This window comes from Synechococcus sp. MIT S9509 (assembly GCF_047303035.1).
In the GTDB taxonomy this organism is placed as follows: Bacteria; Cyanobacteriota; Cyanobacteriia; order PCC-6307; family Cyanobiaceae; genus Synechococcus_C.
Genome location: NZ_CP138940.1, coordinates 2,402,470 through 2,429,240, shown reverse-complemented (window position 1 = coordinate 2,429,240; position 26,771 = coordinate 2,402,470). Strand labels below are relative to the sequence as shown.

26 protein-coding genes, 1 tRNA gene and 1 other RNA gene are annotated in these 26,771 nt (G+C 54.9%); 15 read left to right on the top strand and 13 right to left on the bottom strand.

What is annotated here, in order from left to right; genetic code table 11:
- Positions 1 to 14: 14 nt before the first annotated feature.
- The 3 genes from SIB73_RS13570 to SIB73_RS13560 form a co-directional block, all read right to left on the bottom strand.
- Positions 15 to 1,454, bottom strand: coding sequence for a four-carbon acid sugar kinase family protein (locus tag SIB73_RS13570; RefSeq protein ID WP_413406146.1), 1,440 nt, complete (start codon positions 1,452 to 1,454; stop codon positions 15 to 17).
- Positions 1,455 to 1,558: 104 nt separating this feature from the next.
- The gene (locus SIB73_RS13565; protein WP_413404310.1) at positions 1,559 to 2,416 is read right to left on the bottom strand and encodes a galactose mutarotase; all 858 of its coding nucleotides are present in this window, start codon (positions 2,414 to 2,416) and stop codon (positions 1,559 to 1,561) included.
- A gap of 36 nt (positions 2,417 to 2,452) precedes the next feature.
- Entirely contained in the window at positions 2,453 to 3,376 is a 924-nt protein-coding gene (locus tag SIB73_RS13560) for an alpha/beta fold hydrolase (protein WP_413404312.1), read from the bottom strand.
- Between the two features lie 73 nt (positions 3,377 to 3,449).
- Here SIB73_RS13560 and SIB73_RS13555 point away from each other — a divergent pair, with 73 nt between their 5' ends.
- Positions 3,450 to 3,767, top strand: coding sequence for a hypothetical protein (locus tag SIB73_RS13555; protein WP_413404313.1), 318 nt, complete (start codon positions 3,450 to 3,452; stop codon positions 3,765 to 3,767).
- An 18-nt stretch (positions 3,768 to 3,785) separates the two neighbouring features.
- Here the strand turns inward: SIB73_RS13555 and SIB73_RS13550 are convergent, their stop codons facing one another.
- A complete protein-coding gene (locus tag SIB73_RS13550; RefSeq protein ID WP_413406148.1) occupies positions 3,786 to 5,180 on the bottom strand; it encodes a cation:proton antiporter in 1,395 nt (464 codons plus the stop codon).
- Between the two features lie 186 nt (positions 5,181 to 5,366).
- On the opposite strand from SIB73_RS13550, the gene SIB73_RS13545 reads away from it, so the two are divergent.
- From SIB73_RS13545 to SIB73_RS13535, 3 genes are read left to right on the top strand one after another with little or no spacing between them, the layout of a single operon-like run.
- Positions 5,367 to 7,814: a phosphoketolase gene (locus tag SIB73_RS13545; protein WP_413404315.1), complete on the top strand. Its 2,448-nt coding sequence runs from the start codon at positions 5,367 to 5,369 to the stop codon at positions 7,812 to 7,814.
- Positions 7,815 to 7,870: 56 nt separating this feature from the next.
- On the top strand, positions 7,871 to 10,393 hold the full coding sequence (locus SIB73_RS13540; RefSeq protein ID WP_413404317.1) for a glycogen/starch/alpha-glucan phosphorylase: 2,523 nt from the start codon (positions 7,871 to 7,873) through the stop codon (positions 10,391 to 10,393).
- A gap of 10 nt (positions 10,394 to 10,403) precedes the next feature.
- Positions 10,404 to 11,495 (top strand): acetate/propionate family kinase, encoded by a 1,092-nt coding sequence (locus SIB73_RS13535; protein WP_413404319.1) that lies wholly within the window; start codon positions 10,404 to 10,406, stop codon positions 11,493 to 11,495.
- Here the strand turns inward: SIB73_RS13535 and SIB73_RS13530 are convergent.
- Together SIB73_RS13530 and SIB73_RS13525 are read right to left on the bottom strand one after the other, a co-directional pair.
- Positions 11,465 to 11,920, bottom strand: a complete 456-nt coding sequence (locus SIB73_RS13530) for a hypothetical protein (RefSeq protein WP_413404321.1) — start codon at positions 11,918 to 11,920, stop codon at positions 11,465 to 11,467. The genes SIB73_RS13535 and SIB73_RS13530 overlap by 31 nt on opposite strands.
- A 37-nt stretch (positions 11,921 to 11,957) precedes the next feature.
- Entirely contained in the window at positions 11,958 to 12,308 is a 351-nt protein-coding gene (locus tag SIB73_RS13525) for a hypothetical protein (protein WP_413404323.1), read from the bottom strand.
- Between the two features lie 160 nt (positions 12,309 to 12,468).
- On the opposite strand from SIB73_RS13525, the gene SIB73_RS13520 reads away from it, so the two are divergent.
- Positions 12,469 to 12,705, top strand: coding sequence for a hypothetical protein (locus tag SIB73_RS13520; RefSeq protein ID WP_413404325.1), 237 nt, complete (start codon positions 12,469 to 12,471; stop codon positions 12,703 to 12,705).
- Positions 12,706 to 12,709: 4 nt separating this feature from the next.
- On the opposite strand, the gene SIB73_RS13515 is transcribed toward SIB73_RS13520, so the two are convergent.
- Positions 12,710 to 12,783: transfer RNA gene (locus SIB73_RS13515), tRNA-Arg, on the bottom strand.
- A 22-nt stretch (positions 12,784 to 12,805) separates the two neighbouring features.
- Here SIB73_RS13515 and rnpB point away from each other — a divergent pair.
- The 4 genes from rnpB to SIB73_RS13495 all read left to right on the top strand — a co-directional run bounded on the left by rnpB (position 12,806) and on the right by SIB73_RS13495 (position 15,162).
- An RNA gene (gene rnpB / locus SIB73_RS13510) (RNase P RNA component class A) lies at positions 12,806 to 13,190 on the top strand.
- A gap of 44 nt (positions 13,191 to 13,234) precedes the next feature.
- Complete coding sequence (locus SIB73_RS13505) at positions 13,235 to 13,666, top strand: hypothetical protein (protein ID WP_413404326.1); 432 nt, start codon at positions 13,235 to 13,237, stop codon at positions 13,664 to 13,666.
- An 832-nt stretch (positions 13,667 to 14,498) separates the two neighbouring features.
- Positions 14,499 to 14,762, top strand: coding sequence for a hypothetical protein (locus SIB73_RS13500; RefSeq protein WP_413404327.1), 264 nt, complete (start codon positions 14,499 to 14,501; stop codon positions 14,760 to 14,762).
- A 67-nt stretch (positions 14,763 to 14,829) separates the two neighbouring features.
- Complete coding sequence (locus tag SIB73_RS13495; protein ID WP_413404329.1) at positions 14,830 to 15,162, top strand: hypothetical protein; 333 nt, start codon at positions 14,830 to 14,832, stop codon at positions 15,160 to 15,162.
- Between the two features lie 658 nt (positions 15,163 to 15,820).
- Here SIB73_RS13495 and SIB73_RS13490 read toward each other — a convergent pair.
- From SIB73_RS13490 to SIB73_RS13475, 4 genes are all read right to left on the bottom strand, one after another.
- Positions 15,821 to 16,900: a hypothetical protein gene (locus tag SIB73_RS13490; protein ID WP_413439630.1), complete on the bottom strand. Its 1,080-nt coding sequence runs from the start codon at positions 16,898 to 16,900 to the stop codon at positions 15,821 to 15,823.
- A 1,388-nt stretch (positions 16,901 to 18,288) separates the two neighbouring features.
- Positions 18,289 to 18,435 carry a hypothetical protein gene (locus SIB73_RS13485; RefSeq protein WP_413404334.1) on the bottom strand — a complete coding sequence of 49 codons (147 nt, stop codon included), beginning with the start codon at positions 18,433 to 18,435 and terminating at the stop codon, positions 18,289 to 18,291.
- 49 nt (positions 18,436 to 18,484) lie between these two features.
- The gene (locus SIB73_RS13480; RefSeq protein ID WP_413439629.1) at positions 18,485 to 19,111 is read right to left on the bottom strand and encodes a hypothetical protein; all 627 of its coding nucleotides are present in this window, start codon (positions 19,109 to 19,111) and stop codon (positions 18,485 to 18,487) included.
- Between the two features lie 158 nt (positions 19,112 to 19,269).
- Positions 19,270 to 19,587, bottom strand: coding sequence for an HU family DNA-binding protein (locus SIB73_RS13475; protein WP_413439628.1), 318 nt, complete (start codon positions 19,585 to 19,587; stop codon positions 19,270 to 19,272).
- An 815-nt stretch (positions 19,588 to 20,402) separates the two neighbouring features.
- On the opposite strand from SIB73_RS13475, the gene SIB73_RS13470 reads away from it, so the two are divergent.
- Complete coding sequence (locus SIB73_RS13470; RefSeq protein ID WP_413439627.1) at positions 20,403 to 20,666, top strand: hypothetical protein; 264 nt, start codon at positions 20,403 to 20,405, stop codon at positions 20,664 to 20,666.
- Positions 20,667 to 20,896: 230 nt separating this feature from the next.
- The gene (gene rnc / locus SIB73_RS13465) at positions 20,897 to 21,598 is read left to right on the top strand and encodes a ribonuclease III (RefSeq protein WP_413404340.1); all 702 of its coding nucleotides are present in this window, start codon (positions 20,897 to 20,899) and stop codon (positions 21,596 to 21,598) included.
- Here the strand turns inward: rnc and SIB73_RS13460 are convergent.
- Together SIB73_RS13460 and SIB73_RS13455 are read right to left on the bottom strand one after the other, a co-directional pair.
- A complete protein-coding gene (locus tag SIB73_RS13460; protein WP_413404342.1) occupies positions 21,580 to 22,407 on the bottom strand; it encodes an ion transporter in 828 nt (275 codons plus the stop codon). The genes rnc and SIB73_RS13460 overlap by 19 nt on opposite strands.
- Positions 22,408 to 22,412: 5 nt before the next feature.
- Complete coding sequence (locus tag SIB73_RS13455; RefSeq protein ID WP_413404344.1) at positions 22,413 to 22,595, bottom strand: NAD(P)H dehydrogenase subunit NdhS; 183 nt, start codon at positions 22,593 to 22,595, stop codon at positions 22,413 to 22,415.
- Between the two features lie 137 nt (positions 22,596 to 22,732).
- On the opposite strand from SIB73_RS13455, the gene rfbA reads away from it, so the two are divergent.
- From rfbA to rfbB, 4 genes are read left to right on the top strand one after another with little or no spacing between them, the layout of a single operon-like run.
- Positions 22,733 to 23,671 (top strand): glucose-1-phosphate thymidylyltransferase RfbA, encoded by a 939-nt coding sequence (gene rfbA / locus SIB73_RS13450; RefSeq protein ID WP_413404346.1) that lies wholly within the window; start codon positions 22,733 to 22,735, stop codon positions 23,669 to 23,671.
- Positions 23,661 to 24,251 (top strand): dTDP-4-dehydrorhamnose 3,5-epimerase, encoded by a 591-nt coding sequence (gene rfbC / locus SIB73_RS13445; RefSeq protein ID WP_413404348.1) that lies wholly within the window; start codon positions 23,661 to 23,663, stop codon positions 24,249 to 24,251. The genes rfbA and rfbC overlap by 11 nt, the downstream gene beginning before the upstream one ends.
- The gene (rfbD, locus tag SIB73_RS13440) at positions 24,248 to 25,153 is read left to right on the top strand and encodes a dTDP-4-dehydrorhamnose reductase (RefSeq protein ID WP_413404349.1); all 906 of its coding nucleotides are present in this window, start codon (positions 24,248 to 24,250) and stop codon (positions 25,151 to 25,153) included. The genes rfbC and rfbD overlap by 4 nt, the downstream gene beginning before the upstream one ends.
- A gap of 47 nt (positions 25,154 to 25,200) precedes the next feature.
- The gene (gene rfbB / locus SIB73_RS13435; RefSeq protein ID WP_413404351.1) at positions 25,201 to 26,343 is read left to right on the top strand and encodes a dTDP-glucose 4,6-dehydratase; all 1,143 of its coding nucleotides are present in this window, start codon (positions 25,201 to 25,203) and stop codon (positions 26,341 to 26,343) included.
- The last annotated feature ends 428 nt before the right edge of the window (positions 26,344 to 26,771 follow it).

Below are 26,771 nucleotides of genomic sequence, written 5' to 3'. Positions count from 1 at the left end.
CCCTAAAAAGCTTTTCATCCCGTCTCAGCCAGCTCCATCAATCTCCAGGCCTGGGCCAGCGTGTCGCCATCGCCAAGGTTGCCTGGAAAGGTGATCACAGGCAGGGCATTCACACCATCAAGGCCTTCTCCGGGTGTCGGCCGCACCATGGAAAGACCAGGCAACAGCTGACCCTCCAGCCAAACGGTCCCAAGACCAAGACCATCAGCAAGCACAGAGCCTGTTGTAATTCCCCCTTTGCTGATCAGGTAACCGATGCGGGGCGCCACCGCTGCCACCAACCGGGCGGTGAGCTGTGCCAGGGCAACACCGAAACCCAGCCGGCGACGATCAGCGGCGTTCCCGTCCCCAAAACGCAGTTCGCCTCGACTGGTGTACAGCACAGGTGTTTGGCTCCGGTCGAGCACAGCCTGCATCCACGCCACCCATTCCCTCTCCAGATCAGCCAACAGCAAATCAGGAGTGCCACCTTCCAGCACTCTCGCGATACGGCGGACCGGCAACTCAAGTCCGCAGCAATGGGACTCGCTGAGCAACACCTTCAGCTGCTGATCGGCCAGCGGCACGTGAGAGCCCACCAGGACAAGCCCAGGAAGGCGATGTCCATCGGAATCGCGGCGTCGAAGCTTCACCAGCTCATCGGCCTTGATGGGCTGAGGACCAAGTGGTTTGCTGCCCCCATCCACCAGAGCGTTGATCAGACTCGCAGCGGAGCGAAACAGAAAGCGGCGCCTCCCATGCAGCGCTTGCACTGCAGCCCCGAGTGCATCCAGTTGCTCCTGCCTCTCGGCATCCACGATCACTGAACAATTGCCCTCCAGCGCCTCAAGCCAGCTCACCAGGGCCATGAAGCCGTTCAAGCCATCAGAACGCCGATCACCCTTTCTTTGAGAGGCGGCGCAGTCGAGCTGCTGCCCCTGCAGCCGCAGCACAGAAGCAGCGGCAATGGCACCATCACTTTTCTCCTCCAGCCAGGCATCCAGACAGCTGGTGCTGAAACCGAAGCTGCGGTCGCTTGCGAAAGGGGTCGTGTGGACGGGTTGACCGTGGAGCAGGTGCACCCCATTCACCGTGGTGCGTCCGCCGGGAAGAAACGCAGGCACATGCAGCGTGGCATGCACCGGACCAAAGCGATCAGCAAGCTCCTCAGCCAGCACAGCGGGTTCCAGCACCCCATGGCCACGCAGGGTGGAATCACCCCTGCTGACCAGCAACAGCTGTTGTTCACTAATCCCCTCCGCTGCAAGGGCTTGTTCAAGGGCAGCAATGATCTGCCGGTTGCGTGCCGCCGCGGCCTCAGGCTCAAGTGCACGGGTGTTGGCCAGCACAAACAGAAGCGGGGAAGGATGCCGCAGTCCCCGACGAAGCGTCTGAACATCCCAGCGCAGCAGCAAAGGGCAGCTGTGCACTGTCTGCGACCCGGTGGGATCGTCGTCAATCACGACAATCTTCAGGGCGGCTTCTGTCGTTGCAGGTTGGCCCACGCTCACAGCTTCGATTGGCAAGGGCCGATCGAGCCTGGGCCTGACCAGAGCCGGTGGCTGTTCATAAGCAGGCTTCAGCTGACGCTGTAACGGCAGGACAACAGACTGCTCTCTCCAACACCGAGCACCAGTTTTCGATCACCACTGATCAACGCCTGCCGGGGGCCTGTCCAGGGTTCAAGACAGACCATCGCTCGAGGGGGATCGGTCCAGGCCACTGTGAGATCCATCGGCTCATGGTGCTGGAGCTGCACCCGTGTACCGTCCTGCTCATCGACAAGCGTCACCGGCCCGGAAGCATGGGTGAGGAAATCGATGCCCTGCGTCAGTCGAGCCAACTGCATGGCGGTGTCGGCTTCAGCCATCTCGAGATGGTTGAAGCATCGCTCAGGCAGACCTTCCACAGCGGTGCTGGAGAGATCACTCACCTTGAAATACGGGTGCAACCCGAAGCTGAAGGGCATGGGCTCACTCACCGACTCGGAGGTGTTGGTGATACGAATGCTGATCTCCAGCGCAGCACTGAGCGGCCTGACCTCCATCTGGATCCTGAAGGCGAAAGGGAAGGCCTTGCGGGTCTCGGCGCAATCGCTCAGCGTGAGCATCACGCCGCTCTGATCACTCAGCAAAGCGATCTGCCAGGGCAGATCACGGGCAAAGCCATGCTGCTTGAGAGTGAAATCTCCGCGAGTAAGCGGCAGACGATCATTGGGCAGGTTGCCGCAGATCGGAAACAGAACAGGAATGCCACCCCGAATGCTTTTGGCTGGGTCGGCAAAGCGCTCCTGATCGAAATACAGCATCTCACGGCCGTTGCACAGCCATTCGGTCAGAAGGCCGCCCCGTTCAGGGACCACTCTCAGACGGTCACCACTGGAGGCATGCACAAACTCCCAGTGGGGGTAGGGAGCGGACTGCTGGCGGAAGCTCATGGCCACAGGACCGGGACACCCAAGATTGGCCAGAAGCTACCGAGAAGGCTGCAGATTCTGCCCGTTGTCGCCGGCAAGGGTCGACAACCACTCCAGCAAGGCCGCATTCACCTGGTCAGGCACTTCATCATGAGGACAATGTCCGGCTTCAAGCACCACCTCCGTGGTGGCCTCGGGAGCATGGCGCTGGAAGCTGGCCCGACGACCTGCCGCATTGATCCAGGGGTCGCGGATGCCCCAGAGCAGCAGCAAGGGAGACTTCAGACAGGCGAACAACTCATCCAGAGGCTGACCGCGAGGGATATCAAACACCGTGCGGAACACACCGAAGGCACCATCATCGAGTGACGGGCGCCTGATCGCCTCCACCAGCCAATCGTCGACATTCGTTTTATCGATGTACACCTGATTGAGAGTGCGTCGAATCGTGGCTGGCCGCCGCAGATTCTCAAACAGCAGTCGCTGCAGCACGACATTCTTCAGCAGCGCCGAACTGATCGAGCGGCGCGCGCTTGGCCACCAGCCTTTGGGCTTGGCCGACTGCTCATCACTGAAAGGACCTGCCGCATTCAGCAACACCACACCGGCGGCTTTCTCGCCCAGCTCTGCCCCGGCGGCCAGTGCAGCGAAGCCGCCCAGTGAATTTCCAGCGATCACCGTGGGCCGGCCGATACGTTCGCGCACATAAGCCACCAGCTGATCACGCCAGAGAGCTCCGCCGTAGGCCAGATCAGCCGGTTTGGCACTGCGGCCGAAACCCAGCAGATCGATGGCATGAACCTCATGGGTGCTGGCCAGCACGGGAATGTTGTGGCGCCAGTGATCGGTGGAAGCGCCGAAACCATGCACAAGCAGCAGCGCAGGCCGCGTGAGACAACCCGAATCCTGCTCAGGCACGACACAGAGCCCATGCACGGCGTGACCTTGGAACTGCCACCAGGATTTCTGCGCCTCGATCACCACGACTACCTCTTGCGGGGGCGATGCTAAGCATCCTTTTTCGCCATCGCCCTGACGGGTCGATGACACCGCGATGCTCGATCAGACCACAGGCCTGCTTCTGCAGAGCAGCACACTGAGCGGTGGACTGTTCTGGGCCATTGCCCTGTATCTGCCGCTGAGCGCTCCTCTCAGCCGCCTTGAAGCCAGCCTTGAAAGCGGCCCCCTGAGTGCACCATGGCGCCAGGCAGCTCTGGTGATCAGCAGTCTTCTGCTGGCCATGGCCATTGGAGTTGCCGTCCAGCTGCTACTGGGCTGGGCCCTGGGACCCGGCTGGGCTTCAAGCCTGGCGCTGATCACCATCGGCTGGAGCCTGTTTCTGTCGCTAGCGCGGAAAGACTCCAGCTCCTGAACTGGACAATCCTTCAGCTCAGAGCAGACCGACAGGATCGGCAGCGACCTTGTCGTCCACTTTGTCGTCATCGTCCGGCTTGTCATCACCGATCACCAGTCGAAGAAGCACAGGAGCCAGGAAGGTGGTGCCGATCACCATCAGCAGAATGGCCGCTTCCAGAGAAGGTGACAGCAACTTGGCGCTGGTGCCGAGGCCGAGGAAGATCAGGCCGACTTCGCCACGGGGCATCATCCCCAGGCCCACCACCAGGCGTCGGGTGGGTTGCTTGCTCACGAAGCACCAGCCCGCAGCGATCTTGCCGATGATCGACACCACCAGCAGGAAGCCGGCCACGATCAGCGCCGTTTTGCTGGAGGGATCAGAGGGATTGATCACAGACAGATCCATACCGGCACCGACCAGCACGAAAAAGACCGTGGCGAAGAGAGTCACGATCGGCAGTACCGCTTCCTGAATGGCACGGTTGTGCTTGGAGCTGCTGAGGATCAGACCGGCAGCGAAAGCACCCAGGGCAGCCTCCAGGCCGATGGCGGTGGCGGCAAAGCAACTGATCGCCAGGATCACAAACGAAGCCACCAGCACCTCACCGGGAGCCTTCAGCTTGTCGATCAACCAGTCAAAGGCGGGAGCGGCACTGCGGCTGAGACCGATGGCCGCCACCACGAACACGGCGGCGGCAGCCACCAACTTCACGATCGGGCCAATCTCCAGGGAACCGCCGGAGGCCAGGGCCACCACAACGGCGAGAATCACGATGCCGAGAATGTCATCCAGCACTGCAGCGCCGATCACGATCTGACCTTCCCGTGTCTTGAGATAGCCCAGCTCACCAAATACGCTGGCGGTAATGCCGATGCTGGTGGCAGTCATGGAAGCGCCGGCAAAGATCGCCGGAATCGCATCCACATGGAAAATTGCCATCAGGCCCCAGGTGCCCAGTGCAAACGGCAGCACCACGCCGGCAACAGCCACGGTGAAAGCCTGGCCGCCCACAGCGATCAGTTCCTCCAGCTCACTCTCCAGGCCAGTGAGGAAGAGCAGGGCATACAGACCAAGCTCAGCCACCGACTCCAGCGAGGGAAAGCTTTCGCTATAGATCGCGGGCACCGCTTCGGGAGGCACATTCACCAGACCACTTACCAGGCTGACCAGACCCTGACTCAGCTCCACCTGGGTTTCCGGAGGCACCAGAAGATGCAGCCCCGAGGCACCGATCAACACGCCGGCCAGCAGCTCACCGAGGATCGTGGGCAACTGCAGCCGCACCAGCACCTCCGCAAGAATGCGGGCTGCCACAAAGATCAGCACGAAACGGGCCACCCCGATCAGGGTCTCCGCCATCTCCAGATCGTGAGGCGAGATCTCTGCCAGCAGAGTCGTGAGCAGTGGCGGCATCGCAGCAGCGAGCATCAGCAAGGTTGATTCCTCTCGGTGGGGACCTTATCCCTAAACGTGGATCCGCACTGCTCAAGCTGACCTGCGTCGGACAGCATCAGGCAGCGTGCTGCTCCTGAGAGTGCAGCTTCGAATGCCTTATGGCATTCAGACAGTCAGACGATGGCTACCTTCCGCGTATCCGTCCGCCACTAGTCGCTGATGACTGCGACACCGACCGAAACTTTGTCCGTCATCCAAGCCGTCGAGGCGCCAACCGATGACGAGCTGAACCAACTCGATGCCTACTGGCGCACCGCCAACTACCTGGCTGTGGGGATGATCTACCTGCAGGACAACCCGCTGCTGCGCGAACCGCTGCGTCCTGAGCACATCAAGAACCGCCTCCTCGGGCACTGGGGGTCCAGCCCTGGGCAGGCATTCATCTGGACCCACGCCAACCGCCTGATCAACAAATACGACCTGGACATGATCTACATGTCAGGGCCGGGACACGGCGCTCCCGGCGCCAGAGGACCGGTGTACATCGATGGGAGCTACGGCGAGCGCTATCCCGACAAGTCGTTCGATGAGGAAGGCCTTCGCCGCTTCTTCAAGATGTTTTCCTTCCCAGGGCACATCGGCAGCCATTGCACAGCGGAGATGCCTGGCTCCATTCACGAGGGAGGAGAGCTCGGCTATGTGCTGTCGCATGCTGCAGGCTCGGTTTTCGACAATCCGGAGCTGATCACCCTTGCCTGTGTCGGTGATGGCGAAGCTGAAACCGGCCCACTGGCCACCAGCTGGCACATCAACAAATTCCTCAACCCGATCAAGGACGGCGCTGTTCTGCCGGTTCTGCACCTGAACGGTTACAAGATCGCCAATCCAACCATCCTCAGTCGCATCGATCACGAGGAACTGGAGAACCTGCTCCGGGGCTACGGCTGGACGCCCATCTTCGTGGAAGGCTCCGAACCGATGGCCATGCACCGGCAGATGGCTGTGGCCATGGAGCAGGCCGTGGTGATGATTCAGGCCATCCGCGATCAGGCCCGAGCCAGCGGTGAGGCCTTCCGTCCCCGTTGGCCGATGATCGTGCTGCGCTCACCAAAGGGATGGACAGGGCCTGAGTCGATCGAGGGCAAGAAGATCGAGAACTTCTGGCGCTCGCATCAGGTGCCTGTGAGTGATGTGAAGACCAATGCGGAGCATCTTCAGCTTCTTGAGACATGGATGAAGAGTTACCGGCCATGGGAGCTGTTCGATGACAGCGGCGCGGTGCGCGAGGAGATCCGCTGCCTTTCTCCCCGAGGGGAAAAGCGAATGGGGTCAAACCCACACACCAATGGCGGCGAACTGCGCAGGGAACTGCTGTTCCCGGATCTGAGCAACTACGAGGTGCCGGTTGAGATCCCGGGAACCGGCGAAATGGAGAACACCTTTCCGCTTGGCGAGCTGATCCGCGATCTGATCGGCAAAAACCCTGGTCGGTACAGGTTGTTTGGCCCCGATGAAACCGCATCGAACAGGCTTCAGGCGGTTTATGAGACCACCAAGAAAGCCTGGATGGCCGGTTTCCTGCCCGAAGACCTGAACGGCAGTGAGCTCTCCCAGGACGGTGCCGTGGTGGAAATGCTCTCCGAGCACACGCTGGTGGGAATGATGGATGGCTACCTGCTGACAGGCAGAAACGGCTTCTTCCACACCTATGAGGCTTTTGCCCATGTGGTGGCCTCGATGTACAACCAGCACTGCAAATGGTTGGAGCACTGTGAGGAAATTGCCTGGAGAGCACCCATCGGGGCCTGGAACTGCCTGATCTCCTCAACGGTGTGGCGCCAGGACCACAACGGGTTCACGCACCAGGACCCAGGCTTCATCGACCTTGCCGGAAATAAGAAGGGAACGATCACCCGTGTCTATCTACCTGCCGATGCCAACAGTCTGCTTGCAGTGTCTGAACAGGCACTGACTGAAACAAGCGTGGCCAATCTGATCGTTTCAGACAAACAGAAGCACCTGCAGTATCTGACGCTGGATCAGGCCCGCCGTCATGTGGCCAAAGGAGCCGGAATCTGGGAATGGGCCTGCAACGACAACTGCGGCACCGAACCCGATGAACCGGATGTTGTTCTGGCCTCGGCCGGTGACATCCCCACCAAGGAATGTCTGGCGGCTATCGAGATTCTGCGCAGGAAGATTCCCTTCCTGAAAATCCGCTACGTGAACGTTGTGAAGCTGTTCGCGATGGCGGATCCGAAGAATCATCCGCACGGTCTGAGCGACAAGGATTTCGAAAGCCTGTTCACACCGGACAGGCCGGTGATCTTCAACTTTCACGGCTATCCCTGGCTGATCCACCGTCTCACCTACAACCGTCCCAACCACGTGAACTTCCACGTGCGCGGATACAAGGAGCAAGGGAACATCAATACGCCGCTGGAACTGGCGATCTGCAATCAGATCGATCGCTTCAACCTGGTGATCGACGTGATCGACAGGGTGAAGTGTCTGGGTTCACGCGCTGCCCATGTGAAGGAGCAGATGCGCGATGAAATCTTCAGGCACGTTGCCTATTCGCATGAGCACGGCATTGACGCGCCGGAAATCAACGAGTGGCGCTGGAGCCTCGGCCACAGCGCCTGCTCGATTGACCGGAAATCCTGAAGTTCCTGCATGACCGGTGCAATCCCGGCCAACCTCAATTCATCTCCCGAGAAGCGATGAGCACCTCCGAGCCCCTCGACCTGCGATTACCGACCCCGGGATGCTCCGTTGATCCTGAACGGGCCGGTCTCGATGCCGATTCCGTGTTCGACGGCATGACCGAGCACCTGTTCTTCACACTCGGCAAACTCGCGCCATCCGCAAGTCCCCATGACCTCTACATGGCGTTGAGCTACGCGGTGCGCGACCGCTTGATGACACGGTTTCTCGCCAGCAAGGAAGCGATCCGTGCCCGGCCTCAGAAAACCGTGGCCTATCTGTCGGCTGAGTTTCTGATCGGCCCGCAGCTCGCCAACAATCTGCTCAACCTGGGGATTCAGAAGGAAGCGGAAGAAGCGCTCAAGCGCTTCGGTATCGAGTCATTGCAGCCGATTCTTGAGGTCGAGGAGGAACCTGGCCTCGGCAACGGCGGACTGGGGCGTCTGGCGGCCTGCTACATGGAATCGCTGGCCAGCCTGGAAATTCCCGCCACGGGCTACGGCATTCGCTACGAGTTCGGAATCTTCGATCAACTGATCCGCGACGGCTGGCAGGTGGAGGTCACCGACAAGTGGTTGAAGGGAGGCTGGCCCTGGGAACTGCCCCAGCCCGATGAAGCCTGCTTTGTGGGCTTCGGTGGGCGCACGGAAAGTTATATCGACGACAAGGGCAACTACCGATCCCGCTGGATCCCCTCCGAACATGCGATCGGCGTGCCTCACGATGTGCCGGTGCTTGGTTACCGGGTCAACACCTGCGATCGCCTGCGCCTGTGGCGAGCCGATGCCACCGAAAGTTTCGATTTCTATGCCTTCAACATCGGCGATTACTACGGCGCCGTGGAAGAAAAGGTGGGCAGCGAAACCCTTTCCAAGGTGCTTTACCCCAACGACGGCACTGATGAAGGGCGTCGCCTGCGTCTGAAACAGCAGCACTTCTTCGTGTCCTGCTCACTGCAGGACATGCTGCGCAGCCTCGACAACCGGGGACTGCCAGTGGAGGACTTCCCCCTGCACTGGACCGTTCAGCTGAACGACACACATCCCGCCATCGCCGTCGCTGAACTGATGCGGCTGCTGATCGACGATCGCCACCTCGAATGGGACAGGGCCTGGGACATCACCACTCGCTCGGTGGCCTACACCAACCACACCCTGCTGCCCGAAGCACTGGAGAAGTGGGATCTGGACCTGTTCAGCAGCCTGCTGCCGCGCCACCTCGAGCTGATCTATGAGATCAACCGACGCTTCCTGCAGCAGGTGCGCCTGCGTTACCCGGGCAACGACGCCATCCAGCGCAGACTCTCGATCATTGATGAAGACGGTGGCAAAGCCGTGCGCATGGCCCATCTGGCCACCATCGGCGCGCACCATGTGAACGGCGTGGCTGCGCTGCACTCAGACCTGGTCAAAAACCAGCTGATGCCTGAATTTGCCGCGCTCTGGCCCGACAAGTTCACGAACGTGACCAACGGCGTCACGCCCCGTCGCTGGGTGGCCCTCTCCAACCCCGAGCTCTCTGCGCTGCTGGATGAGCACGTGGGGCCGGACTGGATCACCGACATGGATCGACTGCGCTGCCTGGAGGAACGGCAGCACGACCGCGGATTCCTCGAGCAATGGGGCGACACCAAGCTGTCGGTGAAGCGCAAGCTCTCCGGCTACATCCACCGCAACACAGGCGTGCTGGTGGATCCCTCCAGCCTCTTCGATGTACAGGTGAAGCGCATCCACGAATACAAGCGTCAGCACCTGAATGCACTGCAGATCATCACCCAGTACCTGCGCATCAAGAACGGCCAGGCCGATGGCCTGGCACCGCGCACGGTGATCTTCGGTGGCAAGGCAGCACCCGGCTACTACATGGCCAAGCTGATCATCCGTTTCATCAATGGCATCGCCGACACCATCAACGCTGATCCCGACATGGACGGTCGTCTGCGGGTGGTGTTCCTGCCGGACTACAACGTGAAGCTGGGTGAGCAGGTGTATCCAGCTTCAGATCTTTCAGAGCAGATCTCCACCGCTGGCAAGGAGGCCTCCGGCACCGGCAACATGAAATTCGCCATGAACGGGGCGCTCACCATTGGAACCCTCGACGGCGCCAATGTAGAGATCCGCGATCGTGTGGGTGCAGAAAACTTCTTCCTGTTCGGCAAGACGGTGGAGGAGATCGCGGCGCTCAAGAAGAGTGGCTACCGCCCCCGTGAGGTGATCGGGGCGATTCCTGAGCTCGCGGAAGCCATCCGCCTGATTGAGATGGGCCACTTCAGCAACGGCGACGGCGAACTATTCAGACCACTGCTGGACAATCTCACCGGCAACGATCCCTTCTTTGTGATGGCCGACTTCGCGGCCTATCTGCGGGCCCAGGATGCGGTCAGTCTTGCCTGGACAGATCGCATGCACTGGAACCGGATGAGCGTTCTCAACGTGGCTCGCACCGGTTTCTTCTCCTCGGACCGCTCAATCCGCGACTACTGCAAAGACATCTGGAACGTGGAAGCGATGCCTGTGGAGATCACCTGCGACATTCGCTGAGGTCTGCTGGGTGAAGGATCTGGCCCTGGTGATCAATCTGGGCAGCTCCAGTCTCAAGGCCGCCCTGGTGGATTCCACCGGGGCCTTCAACTGGCATGGCGGTCACAGGATCACCGCTGATGAAAATCTGTCAGAGGTTCTGCAGAGCTGGTTGGAACCGATGCTGGAACCGCTGCGGGAGCGCATCGAGCTGATTGCTCATCGCATGGTTCACGGTGGTGAACACTTCACCGCTCCCACGTTGATCACGACGGATCTTGAGGACACGCTGCAGAGCTTGGTGCCGCTGGCACCACTGCACAATCCACCCGCGTTGAAAGGGCTGGAATGGGCAAAGTGCTGGGCACCGGACAAACCTCAGTGGGCCTGTTTTGACACTGCTTTTCACAGCACGCTGACTGCTGCGGCAAGCACCTATGCCCTGCCAGAGGAGCTGAGGCAGCGCGGCTTCCGCCGTTTCGGGTTCCACGGCATCAACCACCAACACGTGGCTGAAGTGGTCGCCGCTCAGTGGCAGAGCAAAGGACATCACCCCGAGCAGCTGCGCCTGATCAGCGCTCACCTGGGAGCCGGCGCCTCTCTGGCAGCCATTCAAAACGGCCGCTGCATTGACACCACGATGGGCTACACCCCACTTGAAGGGCTGGTGATGGCAACCCGCAGCGGCAGCATCGATCCTGGCCTGATGCTTGAACTGATGCGTCAGGGATGGGATCAAGCGCAGCTCAGCGACCTGCTTCAGAAACAAGCCGGACTCAAGGGGCTATCAGGCTTCAGCGATGACATGCAGGAGATTCGCCAGAAAGCCAGCCAGGGACATTCCACAGCGCAGCTTGCCCTTGCAGTGTTCCGGCATCGGCTGCTGCAGCTGATCGGGGCGATGGCTGCCAGCCTGAGAGGAGTGGATGTGCTGGCTCTCACCGGTGGAATCGGTGAGCACGACAAAGCTCTGCTCTCAGAACTGCAGGATGATTTGGAGTGGTTGCCGCAACTGAAGATTGTTGTGGTGCCAGCAGACGAGGAAGGAATGATGGCCAGGCTCTGCAGACGCCAATCGGCAGAGGAGAACAATCAACTCCGATCAGGCAAATCCGGGGTCTGATGCAACAGACGGTTTAAGCGCAAGCGGTCTGCATTCAAGGGATCAGGTGCAAGTTCACCAGCCAGCTCACGGAATTTCTGCTCGATCGCGTCGGGTACACGCACATCGAAAATGCGCTCCATCAGCGCCTCAATCGAAAACAGATGCGCGTTGATGTTTTCCATGTCAGCCATTGCCTGCTGCAGGGCATCCGTGGGCTCATCCGAACTGCCAACTGGGGTGGCATGAACCTGTCCATCACTCGAACGTGGACCCAGCTGCTTCTGCAGATCCTCGAGGACCCGGCCCGAAAGTGTGCGAAAAGCCTGAAGAGCTGCCCAGCTCAATTCCTGCTGCTGGCGGAGCGTGGGATTCTCACGAATCAACCTGTCGTGCTCCCTGTAAAAGCGTTGGCAGTCAGGGCATTGACAGGGCTCTTCCGTCACGTTGAAACCCCAGATCGAGAGCCATCATGGCATCCGATCAGGCAGCAAGCGGCGGTTCAGATGAAAAACCGCCTTCGCCGTCGGCCCCACCATCTGGCTGATCATCTCCGTCGGCCAGGCCTGGAAGGGGAATCTCGATCGATGTCACCGTCTGAATCACATCACGCAAACGCATGGAATCGGCAAACCAACCCATCGCCTGCTCGGTGTCTCCGCGTCGTTCGGCATCACTCGCCTGATCATCGTGGGCTTCAGCCAGCAGGGCCAGCCAGCAGAGACAACGCGCCTGAACCACAGATAAATCCAGTTCAGTGGGCTGAGAGTCAGCGATGCGCTCGCTTTCCTGCTGAACCAGTAGCTGCAGTCGTAGATCGTGAAGCTGGGTCATGGAGCCGGTTTCACTGCAATAACGCTAGCGAGGGTGTGGCGTCTGACCACCCCACTAAATGTAGTGGCTAATACCGGTTCAGAGCTTCAAGACCACAGGGATAGAGCCTCGGCTCCCGTAACGCTCGACGACGAGCGAAAAGACCGTCAGGGTGTACTCCATGACCAAACCAATCCACACCAACAGCACACCGGGATCAGCGGACAAGCAGCAGCAATCACTGGGCCGTGTCAGCAAGGTAAGCCTGGCAGTCGCCATCGGGACCGCAATGATGCTTGGCATCTGGTTCACGAACGCCTCCTGGCGGTACAGGAAACTGATCTGGCAAGTGCAAGCAGCCCTGGTTGGTGGAGCTGTGGGATTTGTGGCCGGCCGCATCACAGCCGGGAAAGACTGAATCACGGGGCTGGCGGGACTCGAACCCACGACCTACGGTTTAGGAAACCGTCGCTCTATCCAGCTGAGCTACAGCCCCTTCAGAGGTCATTATGGGGTCTGAAAGCAGGCGAGGTGATCGCAATCGGCACAGCCTTTGGCTGTGATCCGGTTGAGGAAAGTCCGGGCTCCCCGATGGCCAGGCTTGCTGGGTAACGCCCAGTGCGGGTGACCGTGAGGAGAGTGCCACAGAAACACACCGCCGATGGCCGGTTCGCCGGCACAGGCAAGGGTGCAAAGGTGCGGTAAGAGCGCACCAGCAGCATCGAGAGGTGCTGGCTCGGTAAACCCCGGCTGGGAGCAAGGCCCAGGAACGACGGTTGGCCACCTGCCCCGTTCCGCCTTTGTGAGCCGCTCGAGGCCGCCGGTAACGGCGGTCCCAGATAGATGATCACCCCCCTTCTGTTGAAGGGAGAACAGAACCCGGCTTATGCCCTGCTTTCACCCCACTACTAGTCAAAGAGTCAGGGGGTGACCCCCCTCCACCAGATGTGGTGGTCCCTGTCCCTGACAGCGATTCGAAAGGTTCAAACTGTCAACCAGCTGGTCAAACCTCAGAACGTCATATTCCGCGACTTCGCGTCGGGGATTTAACGCCTGCCGAGTTATCCCAGCTCAAGCGGACGTGTTCATATTTCACCGACTTTGAACATCTACCAAGGGACACCCGTTCGTTTCATCGTCAGCAGACGCAGCGCCGTCATGAACAGGCCGGGATTAAGGGTCCTGATGAAGCATTAGCGGCAGGGATTGCGAAAATCGCCCTGGAACGGCAGAAGGCCAGCGGCCGCTGTCAGCAGTCCACGCTCGATTTTGGAGCGGTCGAAAGTCTTCCCAGAACGTCACACAACACAGCTTCTGTAACCACCAAGGCGGCTCGCCAGGACGACCTGGACCCGAAGCACCTGAAGGAATGGGTCTAAGGGTCTGACATCGACGAAGAGCTAGCTCGCATGAACCTGCGGTCACTGTCGGGCAACACCGTCTTTCGCTTATTTCGCCCTCTGGGCGTTGGCGATGAATAAAAGGACTGTCAGCGGCTGAAGGACGTTCTGTTCGGCGGCTGGTTCTGTCACACCCTTTCCATGGAGGACGGCAAGCGGGATCGGCGGGAATGCTTCAAGCCAGACCGACCACGACCAGGGTTCAAGAAAGACCGCAAAACCGGGCGCTACTTCCCAAAGGATGAAGACCTTTTATACGGAGGCGCTGAATACGAGGTACTAAGTGGTGGAACTGGTGCTGACATATTTGCAATGTCAAAAGGGATAGATCGAGCAATGGACTTCAGCCTTTCGCAGTAAGGCAAGATCTTCGCAAGTGCAATTGATGGTGATAATAAATATACAGGTCAGAGTAAAATCATCGCTAAGGATGGTTGCGGCACCACCCTTATGAGTAACTCCGGAGACAAAATGCTTATTGCAGGTGCCACAGGATCAGATGTTTATAAATCAATTGTGCATGCTGATCCAGGTCAGTTAGTGGCAGTAAACTTCGAGGTTATAACTTGAATCCAATACTCGCTTTTCCATACACCGATCGCGTCTCGCCAAGTGCTGGTTTTTTATTGCTTTAATCACCCCATGTGCCCACCATCACGCAGCCCCCAACACCTGGCAGGATTGAGTACTGTAATGATTAATTAAAGGCTCAATGCTCTCGCTGAAAGGGTGTTTAAGGCGCTTCATCCAAGCGAGTGAACTACTGTCCAGCAGGACCCTGACAGCACGACCATCACTTGCTGGTCAAGCTATGAAGCCCGGCAACCAATGCATAAGTGGGGCCTCTGTAGGTGTCTACCTCAGAGCCCTCGGGCGTCAGTCCATCGACGGCGAAGAACGCCGCCACATCAAGAAGGCCACCTACAGCAGAGCCGATTACGACAGAAGCAATAGCGGCAGAGCCTACAACAACACGTCCGAAGCCTTCCATAGCCGCCAGGCTGAATCCTCCCACAGGCAGGAAGTTCAGCGGTTAACGGAATCAAGGAGAAGTTCGACCTGGCAGAGGCGATAGCAGACCTGACTTAGGTGGAACTCGACCTGGTCGTATTGACGGCAGACGCGGTCGCAATGACAGACTCTTGCGCAACAGTGATGATGATGTCTTAAGCGGTGAAAGCATCAATAACCGTCTCTACGTTGGTTCAGGGATTGACCCTTTGATTGTTCAAAAAGGTGTTGCCTCGCTCTCAGAAAAGCCTCAGCGCAGCGGCATTGGATTGCAACGGACGAACGGCTACACCATTACTGAGGACTTCACTGATGGGCAGAACCTTATTCAGCTCGGGGTAGAGACATCCGGCTTACAGCGCAACACCACTAATGATGAAACCCTGCTCTCACAACAAAGTGATCTGGTAACCAGCTTGGAAGATCCTTCAGGGATTCATCGAAGCGGAAACTTTTTGGTCTGATGCTCTTTTGAAAAGCTTGAGTCTTGAGTAGTGGCTTTTGATCCTCCGAAAACAATTCACAAATAATCAATGCCCAACCAAGCGCGGGGCTTTTTTTTGCAGCGGGGTATGCCTCAAGCAGTTGCAGCCAAGCGATATTTACACCTTGACCACAGTGCGTTGCTCACAGAATACAGCTGGCGCTTAGAGAAAACGACGCCGACGACTTCAAGCTGTATCTGAGTTTGAGCGTGCAGAAGCTGGGCCTGGAGGTCGTGGACGAGCTAACGCGGGACAGAATCAGGCTGCATTGCAACGGGACATCAGTGACTTTCACTAACAAAATTGTCTTCCAATTTAAAATCTAGTATCCCCTAATAAAGCAATTCAAGCTTACCCTATGTCAGCCTGCTCCCGCCACAAGTTGATTGCAAGCTTATCTACTTTACTGTTGATGAATGATACTTAGCTATCGTTGCCTGATGAATAAAGTCAATTAAATCATAACGCGCACTTTCCAAATATTTTAAAAAATTCTTTAAATTATATTGCTTGCAACGCCAATTATTAAATCATTATAGATGCTTATTTTTAAAATAAAAGCTTCGCCATGAACTCTAAGCTCTAGACTTATTGAGCAAAGAACGCTGAAATTTTATTTACCGAAAAAACATCTGCACTAATCACCGAAAGCATGATGCACATATTGCCCTCCAACCTTAATATCATCAAAAAACACATACTGCTTTAAATTGTCACGCAAACGATATGTCCCAATATTCATACCCATTTTCCCCGATATATCCACGCCAGAGACGGGCGTATACCCCCAATTCCCGCGGTATACAAACTTTCTGGAACCATCAAGCCATGTTGAAAAATGTCCCGCTGTACCGTCGCCATTTGTGCTAGGAGAAAACTGGAAAGCAAAGTGGTACCACCGATTTCTTTCGACCACAAAGCGGCCAGCTATTGCTTTCGCATAACGAAAATGTGGTCGATCATCTACAGCAAAGCTGTGGTTAATATAATTATTCAGAGAATTAGAATTTCTCACAACAAAAACTAATTCAATATCATCATTTTTTTTTGGTTTGGGCTTTACGTACATTGCCAATGGAGGAGGGTTGCGCTTGTCCGGGCGGTATTTTCCGCAGCACTGCCAGATTTGCATATGAATAGAAAATGAATTCGGGAAAGAATCTCTTGGCACATCATAGTCATGGTCGAACTTCATGTAGTAGCTAACAAAGCTCTCATTTTCTCCAGCTTCAACGTCAATCGCTTGCAACCAATTGTGCTTAAAGATGTGAAGAACATTCTTGTCTCGATCATTGCCGCTTGTCGGCAAAGCAGGAAGCAACCCAATCCCAAGTGCCTTCAAACCTGAAACTTGATGGCTTCCGGTTAACCATGAATTGTAATTTTTAAGGCCGTCGGCGTGACCATAATCTGCCATTCCATTGCCAAGTGTGAAATCATGGTAGCTGCGAAAACTATCGCTTGCGGGCACCATGAGACGTGGCCAATATTCCGTTTGCGAAGCATATGGACTACGAAAAGTATTTATGGTGTAACCACTTCCTTCGAAGTCCATCAGAACCGAGTACGGAGATGGAGGGTTTGCAAACGCTAATGAATTACCGGAAATTGATGCACAAAATAAAGCCAGAAGGGTTTGTGAATTTTTCACAGAAAAAATTTGGTTGGCTCGCTCTTTATCTTGCCAATTTGACGGGAAACTTAAGTGGATGAGCATTATCAGCTAAATTTTTACATTTTGTATGTTCGACAGTATTGCTGCGGACCGAACAAGCTGCATTCAAGTCCGCCAGTGACTTTGTTCGTTCGTCGCTCTGTGAGTTGCTGACCGATTCCACCGAAGAGGTAGCGATGCGGACCCAGATGACATTGTTGATGGATCAGCTCGAAGAAAGCGCGCCATATCGCCGCGGGCAGGTGGCTGTATCACTCGAAGTGCTGCGAAAGCCCTGGAGCAGGCATCACATACAGCCGATGAAGACGATCAAATGTCCATGCCGGTCGGGACATTCGCGATCCTTGCTCACATTCTGCTCCGGCATCAGCCATAAACTGAGGACGCGTTCTGTCGCTAGCACGGAAATACACAACACTTTGATCGTGTTCCTGAGTATGGGGACATCAAAGAAATTTGTGTTCTATTTATGTCCCTTTGCGCGGGGACATTTTATTAGCAAGGTTTGAAAATTAATCCAGCGATGTTATTATTAGCCGTTAAGATCTAGGGAATCATTGCTTCATGCATGGCCTCATCTGTAGACAAAAATGAAATCGAGACCGCAAACGCAAACAGCATTTCGCGTATCGCCTCTGAACTGTCTTCATAGCGATCGGAGAATTGCGAGGATCGCGGTAAAGCCGTGATGCTCTTCTGTCGCCAACCGTGGAAGTGCTTCTGAATCTTGCGAAGCCGGAGGACCAACCGATGTTCGCGTTCCTCAGAGAATGTGCCGTCAGTTGTGCCCTGCGGAAGCTCGAAGACACCCAGAAGTGACGCATTTAGGTATCTGAAACCCTGTCTGCGGGTCATCCCCGGCCCCAGACAGAAGAAATAACCGACGGCTAGCCCACCCGTCGGTCCTGCACGAAACAAATTCGCTCCCCGCATCATGCCGTATTTCCGCGAGTTAGAAAGGGATGTACCCACCCAAGGGGACACCGGCCAACTGTCAACCAGTCAGCCGCTGAAAACACAGTCCACCACTGGAAATCGGGAGGTGTTCACGCAACCCGGCTTATGTCCTGCTTTCACCAAATCACCACGCAAAGCGTCGGGTCTGACAGGACTCAGAAAAATTCAAACTGTCAACCGCCTAAGCAAAACCTGGGCAAACTGATTCCCACGAAAAAGCTGATCTGGCCCGCCGAGGGTTCACCCACCAACAGCTCCAACAGATGGGTGCGAAAACTCATCGCCAGGGACTGAAGCTCCCCGAAGCGCTCATGGATCTACCGGATTTCTGCTCGGAACAGTTCGCCGACACCACTGGTTACCTGGCGGTGACCCGTGACTAAGAAGAGCGAATCACTGGTGGGCAGCTCCGACCCAGTAGTGAGAAGTACCGCTGGCTGAAGGGATCAAACCTACCCTGCGGTGAACTTACGCTACAGGTACTTCATGGCGATCCGGCGAAGCCGATAGTCGTGATCGAGGGGACTGCGGTGAAGCCATAGAAGGTGCACCTCCAGACAAGCGGCACCGTAATCGGCATTGCTGTCGGTTGTTGGAAAAGCCCGATCCAGATTCAGCACCTCAAGGCCAAGACGCCAGGGCAGGAATGGATAAATTCAAGTCAGAAGTTTATTCATCCATGTTTTCGGAATTTGCTTTTTTAGAAACAATATTTACTATCGTCAGCTTCCGTTCTGGACGGCGGGGATTGTCACCATCAGCAGCTTCAGCAGATTTAGTAAAAGTCATAAAAGATAAATTAGAAAGGCGAAGTTTTTTGTCTTTTTCAATACCTTCAGCAAGATGTTGAAGAAATACTCGAGCAATTTTTAATGTTTGCTCATAAGGAAGATTTTCTGCTTCAGAAATAGACGATGCAATATCTTTGAGGGTGCAAAGCTTGTCCTGCACGCTGATGCTGTCAGTATCAACATGAGGCTTCTCATGATAATTTACAGTTTCGCAAAAACTTGGAAGTGGATCTGCAAGTGATATTGCCTCCTTGAAGGATATACGCTGATCTAGGGGCATCATCACTGGATAATTGCAGAACACTTGATCCCAAGGACGATTAAACAACCAACCATCTGGGAATGTTGAGGGATATCCAAATACTGCAATCTGCATTTGTCCTTCTTCCAAGAAACATCTCACATCCTCAATGAATGGGAGAGCAGCTTGAGATGAGTTGTCGGTTTTAATTGTTGACACGGTGTTTTTAGGAGGATGAGTGCCCTGATTTTCAGAAAGTGGCAAAGAATCAGAAGCTGAACGAGAATTAGGATCTTTGTTAAAAATCCTATTAAAAAAGTTTAACATTAATACAATGCTGATTGATTGAATTTAATTAAGTTCATCTAATTATTTCATGCTAATCTGCCTGAATCGCAAATTTTGACAATACAAATCGAGAATCAAGTAGTTTCAACTTTTTTATTTGAATCTTTACGGCGCATAACTGCTACCTTGCGTTCGGGTCGTCCTGCCTTCCCATCCTCAGGCTCTTTGGCTGGAAGGATACGAGGAGTGAAGGTTAAGCCAGGCAGTTTGAGCTTTTCACCATTATCAATGGCTTGCTCAAAACGCTCAAGCAATGCTTTGGTAACTTTGCGAACCTTTCCCGCATGAATATTTTCAGCTTCGGATATGGCTTGATTGATTTCTTTTAAATTCATAGTGACCTCATCGAGGAATAGAGAAAATGGATTTGTCGCTATACACGACTCCAACATTAATTTACCACAAAAGCGACGATAGCCTCAAAATATCTGCGGACCAAGACAGCAAATCTGCCTATTGCTCAAATCCCAACATACCTGTGGGAGCTAGCGCGGACTATATCAAGGGTGAGAGCCCTTCAAAGTTAATTCAATCAACCAAAACTGGCGGTTGCAGAAAGCAATTCCTCTTGATGCACCTCGACTGCGAATATTCAGCTCAAGAGGGAATCGCACTCATCAGTAAAATTTAATTCCACAAAAATCTGTTTTTTTAACACAGTCCGACAATCGCCACGCCATCCATGACAACGACTAACTCGTACTGTAAAATTTAAATAATTTTGGCTATGGCAACTATAAAACTTACAATTTGAACATAACGATTTCACTATAGAATCGGCAAAACATAAAAAGCCTTATACTCAAAAATTCCTAGCGAAGGCGGATTCACAATGAAATTACTTCTTAGAACAAAAATACTTAAGTCTCTAAGCCTTCTTTGCTATGTAGCTTTTCTTGCGACGGTGCTACTCACAACAAAGTCTTATGGGGAAAAGTCATCAATCACAAACCTATCAACCATACAACTAACTCTATGCTCCGTGTTGAGTCTGTCTATTCCTATTGCACTGTTTATCAAAAAAAAACGATTTAAAAACGCAAAATTGGCTCACGTGGATCATCCTATCTTGCGGCTGCGCCTTTCTAGCAATGGATGACAAATTCATATACCACGAAAACCTGGACAAAGCAATCCACTCATTATTTAAATGGCAAGAAACAAAACTAAGTGATAGGATTGATGACATCATAGTGGCTTTTACGGATTGCTTGGAATAATCTTTATTGCTCTCAATAAAAAATATTTTGATTTTTCTCCGAGATTTATGACCTACGCCAAATGCGCTCTTGGCCTGGCTTTTGTAATGGTTATAAGTGACATGAGGTCAATCTTTGGACTGGAGGAAAATCTCAATGAAATATTAAAACATGTTGAGGAGTGGGCAAAAATTTTTGGAGGAGGCTTTCTTTTTATTGGCTTGCTTTGCGCACTTGAAGATGCAATATTTCTTCGGCAACGTGCTGTTTGAGCGAAATTTCAAAATTCAAACAACCCTTCACGCAGGTGAGATAAACTTAGCACTTTTGTTCATGACGTACTTATAGTTCAAACATTCAGATAATCAGGAATAAAGCAAAACCAATATCCATTATATTTTCTCCTAAAACCCTCAAAAATACACTTAATGCCCAACACTCTTTAGGAGTTAGCAAAAACCAATCCATTGAAAGGATAATTTATAGAAACTGTTTTTACTCAATGGGCAAGCAACCGCGACCACTTGAACACCTCTCGAAGGCTCTCAACCAGCCCACCGGGAGACTGAAACGAGAAAACCATGCGCTGTTACAAGAAGCTCTCACCCATACCTCCAGCGGTATCAACCCGCATCATGAGCAACTGGAATTTCTGGGTGATGCAGTGCTGCGGCTCGCTGCCAGTGAATTCATCGCCTCTTTTTATCCCAGCATGCCGGTAGGTGAACGTTCCAGCCTCAGGGGCCAACTGGTCAGTGATCGTTGGTTGGCAGAACTGGGCTCCAGAATTGAGATAGAACGCTGGTGGCGGATCGGGCCCAAAGCCAGCGGCGATGCCACAGCGGCAGCAACGATCCGCGCCGAACTCAGCGAAGCGCTGATAGGCGCGGTTTACAAGATCGACGGCCTTAGCGGAGTACATCAATGGCTGACTCCCCATTGGCAACGCAGTGCAGAGGCAGTTCTTTCCGATCCACACCGCGGCAATTGCAAGTCGGCCCTTCAGGAATGGAGTCAAAGCCAAGGGCTTGGCCTGCCCAGCTACAGCAGCGAAGAACTGAACCAGCGCCATGGTGACCCGCGTCGCTTTCGCTGCGAAGTGACCCTGCCGCCACACTTGGCGGCGGAGGGATGGGGCCGTTCACGGCGTGACGCCGAGCAGCAGGCCGCTCGCGCCGCACTCGATCAGCTCGATGGCCATTGAGTGGGCATACCAAGCTCAGCCCCACACTGGTCACAATGGCTGGCCTCGCGGCGATGGTCGCGAGAGCCACAGGTACTGCAGGCACGCCTGTCCTGACGGGCCTGCTGAATCGATTCCACCGTGACGATGCCTGTGGGGATGGCGATGATCCCGAAGCCGAGCAACATCACTACCGCTGCAAGCAGACGACCCAAGACAGTCTGAGGCACAAAATCGCCATAGCCCACCGTGGTCATGGTGACGATGGCCCAGTACACGCCCTGACCCACCGTCTGAAACTGGGTCTCAGGATGACTGCTTTCAATCAGCACCATCAGGTAGCCCAGCACCACCTGCGCCATCACCACAAAAAACAGAAACACACCGATGCGGCGGGCACTGGCGCGCAGCGCGCGGCCGAGCATCTTTGCTTCATCGAGAAATCGCAGCAGCTTGAACACCCGAAGCACGCGGGCGAACTTAAAGATCCACAGCACCAGGCCACTGCGGATCTGGGGCACAAAGAAGAACAGAACCGCTGAAAGGTCAATCAGCCCGTAGAAACTGCGTGCATAGGCGAGCGGCTTTGGGGATACCCACAGATGCAGGAGATAGTCCGCCATGAACACCAGCAGGCAGAAATCTTCAAGCCTGCCCACCCAGGCAGGAATTTCCCCAGGCGTTGCCACACGCATCGGATGCGGTTCCACCAGAAGACCTGCCACGCTCAGCAGAATCGTTCCGAAAATCACCAGGTTGTAGATCCGGCCTCGTCGGGTATCCGAATCAAGAACGACTCGTTGGAGCCGCTGGCGCAAGGCGAGCTCCATGAGCGTCAGTCAGCGCTGAGATCTTTCAGGCGCAGAGTGACGAGTTTGTCCCAGTTACCGCCTTCAAACAACACTGCGGCCCGGTCTCCACTAATACGCTGAACGAAACCGCTGTAGCCGTTGTAGATAGAACGTTGATCCGCCACGGTGACCGTGGAACCGGGAAGGATCGGAGCAGCGGAGGCCATGACGCTACTAACAGGAGAGGAGTCCATCATCGGTGATCAACAAGCCCAATTGACTTAAACAGCTTCGGAAGTTTGGGCCCAAGATCCTGGGTTGGCTTCGAGCCGTGATGAAATACTCCCAATCCGATCACTGAATCGTGAGTGGTAGAAGCCAACGTCGCGGAATCATCCTTGCCGGAGGTAGCGGAACCAGGCTTCATCCGATTACGCAAGCCGTAAGCAAGCAGCTCCTGCCTGTTTATGACAAGCCAATGATCTACTACCCGCTCAGCACACTGATGCTGGCAGGGATTCGCGAGGTGCTGATCATCACCACCCCCCACGACCAAGCTTCATTCAAGCGGCTTCTCGGGGATGGATCGAGATGGGGGATGACCATTCAATTCGCCGTTCAACCCAGCCCGGATGGGCTAGCCCAAGCCTTCCTGATAGGGGCTGAATTCCTTGATGGCGGTCCTGCAGCCCTTGTGCTGGGAGACAACCTCTTCCATGGGCACGATCTCGTTCCACAGTTGGTGGACAGCGATCAGCGAGCAGCAGGAGCAACAGTGTTTGCTTATCCCGTAAGTGATCCTGAGCGCTACGGTGTCGTCGATTTCGATAGCAGCGGGAAGGTACTCAGCCTGCAAGAAAAGCCCAAACAGCCCAGGAGCCGCTATGCCATCACGGGGTTGTACTTTTACGACGACAGTGTTGTGGAACGGGCCTGCCTTGTGAAGCCTTCCGTTCGTGGCGAACTGGAGATCACCGATCTCAACCAGATGTTTCTCGAAGAAGGTCTCTTACAGGTGGAACTGATGGGGCGGGGGATGGCCTGGCTCGATACTGGCACCTGCGATTCATTCCATGAAGCCTGCGGCTACATCCGCACCCTGGAACATCGCCAGGGCCTAAAAGTGGGCTGCCCAGAAGAGGTGGCCTGGCGGCAGGGATGGATTAATGATGTTGAGCTTGAAAAACTGGCTCGACCTTTGGTGAAAAGTGGCTACGGCACTTATTTGATTCAGTTGCTCCAGGAAAGTGCCGCTGATCGCGTTTCATTGCAACGATCCCTAAAAGTCAACCATGCAAGTTGAACAACTGCAGAGCCCACAGGGCCTCAGCATTGATGGACCTTTGTTGGTCACACCGCGCGCCTTTGGTGATGACCGTGGTTGGTTCTTTGAAAGCTGGAACCAGACACTCTTCAACGAAGCGGCCGGCGAAACGGTGCTGTTCTCCCAAGACAATCACTCCCGCTCCATACGCGGAGTCCTCAGGGGATTGCACTACCAGCTAGCACCAGAACCCCAGGCCAAGCTGGTGCGAGCCAGCATCGGCGAAATTTTTGATGTTGCCGTGGATATCCGGCGCAGCTCCCCAAGTTTTGGGCAATGGGTGGGCGCCATTCTCAGCGCCGAAAACAAACAACAACTCTGGGTGCCAGAAGGGTTCGCCCATGGTTTCCTCACCCTCAGCGAAGTCGCCGAAGTGCAATATAAAGCGAGAGGTTTTTGGAATAAGGAGTGCGAACGGGCCATTCGCTGGGATGATTCGGATTTAGCGATTGCCTGGCCGATCGATCAACTGAGGGGAGCAACGGTCAATCTGTCGGACAAGGATGCAGAGTCACCCACCTTCGCCGTGGCCAAGACCAGCGGAGAGGTCTTTTCATGAAAGTGCTACTTACAGGCGCCTCCGGCCAGCTTGGACAGGCCTTGATCAACGCCAAACCAGCAGGTATTGAATTGATCGCCACCAGTCGCAACGGCGGCCCTGAGATCCAAGCACTGGATCTGGCTGATGGCAGTGCCTGCAAAGCTGCAGTTAATCATTACGAACCCGACTGGGTGCTAAATGCCGGGGCTTACACGGCCGTCGATCAAGCCGAATCGGAGCCAGAGCTTGCCTTGGCTGTAAATGCCAAAGCGCCAGAAGCCTTCGCTGAAGCCATGAACGCTCAAGGCGGACGACTACTGCAAATCAGTACCGACTTTGTATTCAACGGACAACAGGGAGTTCCCTACAGCGTGGATCAAGCCCGTGATCCCATCGGAGTGTATGGAACCACAAAAGCCAAAGGGGAGGAAGCCGTAGAAGCCCTCATGGGCAGCAGCGGCAAGGGGTACATCCTGCGAACCAGCTGGGTGATCGGGCCTGTAGGCAAGAATTTTGCACTCACCATGTTGCGCTTACATCAGGAGCGTAAACAATTTGGGGTGGTGGCTGATCAAGTGGGTTGCCCCAGCAGCACCCTCAACCTGGCTGCCGCCTGCTGGCATGCCATTGAGATCAGCTCTTGCGACAGTCAGCCGATCCCGCCGGTACTGCACTGGAGTGATGCCGGAGCCGCAAGTTGGTTTGATGTATCTGTCGCCGTTAGCGAGCTAGCGCTCGAACTCGGGTTGCTTGAACAGGCTGCCAAAGTAGAGCCCATTCAAACAAGCGATTACCCCACTCCAGCCACACGGCCCAGCTACTCGCTACTTGAGTGCAACAACACCCGCTCGGCCCTCGGTTTAACAGGTCAGCACTGGCGCCAGGCCCTGCGTGAAGTGCTGCAAGAGATCCCGCGCTAACACGGCACACCATTTCCATATCTACGAATTCCGATCACACCTCTGCCATGACCTCTTCGATGCCCTCTGCCGCTGAACTCCTCGGTTCCCGCAAGCGCGTTCTGGTCACCGGTGGTGGCGGATTCATCGGTGGTGCGGTCGTGCGGCGCTTACTGCGCGAAAGCAGGGCCACCGTATTCAATCTCGACAAAATGGGATATGCCAGTGATCTCACATCCATCAAGGAGATCATGACTAAGGTTGACGATAATGTTCATCAGCGCCATGTGCTGCAGCGAGTCGATCTTGCCAAAGCTGATTCCGTGAACGCAGCCGTAAAACAGGCTGATCCGGATTTGGTGATGCACCTAGCGGCCGAAAGCCACGTCGACCGATCGATCTCAGGCCCCGGTGTATTTATTGAAAGCAACGTCACCGGCACTTACAACCTGCTGCAGGCCGTACGGAGACACTACGAGAGCTTGAGCGGTGAACGACGGGAAACCTTCCGGATGCTCCACATAAGCACCGACGAAGTCTTTGGCTCACTAAGCGCGGAGGGGAGTTTTTCGGAAACGACGCCCTACGACCCTAGTAGCCCCTATTCCGCAAGCAAGGCAGCAAGCGATCACCTGGTTAAGGCCTGGCACCGAACCTTTGGGTTGCCAATAGTGCTGACAAACTGCTCGAATAATTATGGCCCCTGGCAGTTTCCGGAAAAACTAATACCAATAGTGATCTTAAAAGCCGCAGGAGGCGAGTTGATCCCGCTCTATGGAGATGGACTGAATGTGCGCGATTGGTTATATGTGGAAGACCACGTCGATGCTCTGATTCTGGCCGCCTGCGAGGGTGAACCAGGCCGAAGTTACTGCGTGGGTGGGAACGGTGAGCGCACTAATAAGGAGGTCGTTCATGCAATCTGCCAACAATTGGATCAGTGCAGCCCCGAATCAGCGCCCCACTCAGACTTAATTACACCGGTCGCGGACCGCCCGGGCCATGATCGCCGTTACGCAATTGATCCGACCCGAATCAGTGCAGAGCTGGGCTGGCGAGCGCAACACAATCTGGAACAAGGCCTAACGGAAACCGTGCACTGGTACCTGACCCATCAAGAGTGGTGCAGAAAAATGCGCGAACGTGCTAGTTATTTCAACAACAAACTAGGGACTAATCAATCACCCGAATTGGCCAAGTCAAAGCAGTAAGGCAATGTCAACACATTAAAAATGCAACAAGCCTGCTTATATAAACCATGGAATTTAGCTGAACCCCTATGTCGGCTTTATCCACTCATGCACTGACATAGGATCAACAAAATACATATCGAACAGGCCAAAAAATGCCTGGAATGATTAAACTCGGGGAGCAGTAAACGTATAAACCGATGCTTGATCACGTGGTGAGATGATTAATGAAGAGTACCAGATTAACCCCACCTACGTTTCAGCATAGAACTGTGGTGCCGACATGATACCCATTACTATAGACAAACTCCCTAAGACAAAGGGTCTAAGTGCTAGACAGTCCAGCAATCTGCTCGAGTCAGCAAAGCGTGGACATTAAGGGGGTTTGGCAATTAACTTTAAGACAATCAGGTGGAGAAAAGCCACCTTCAAGTGCAAACGACTACTAA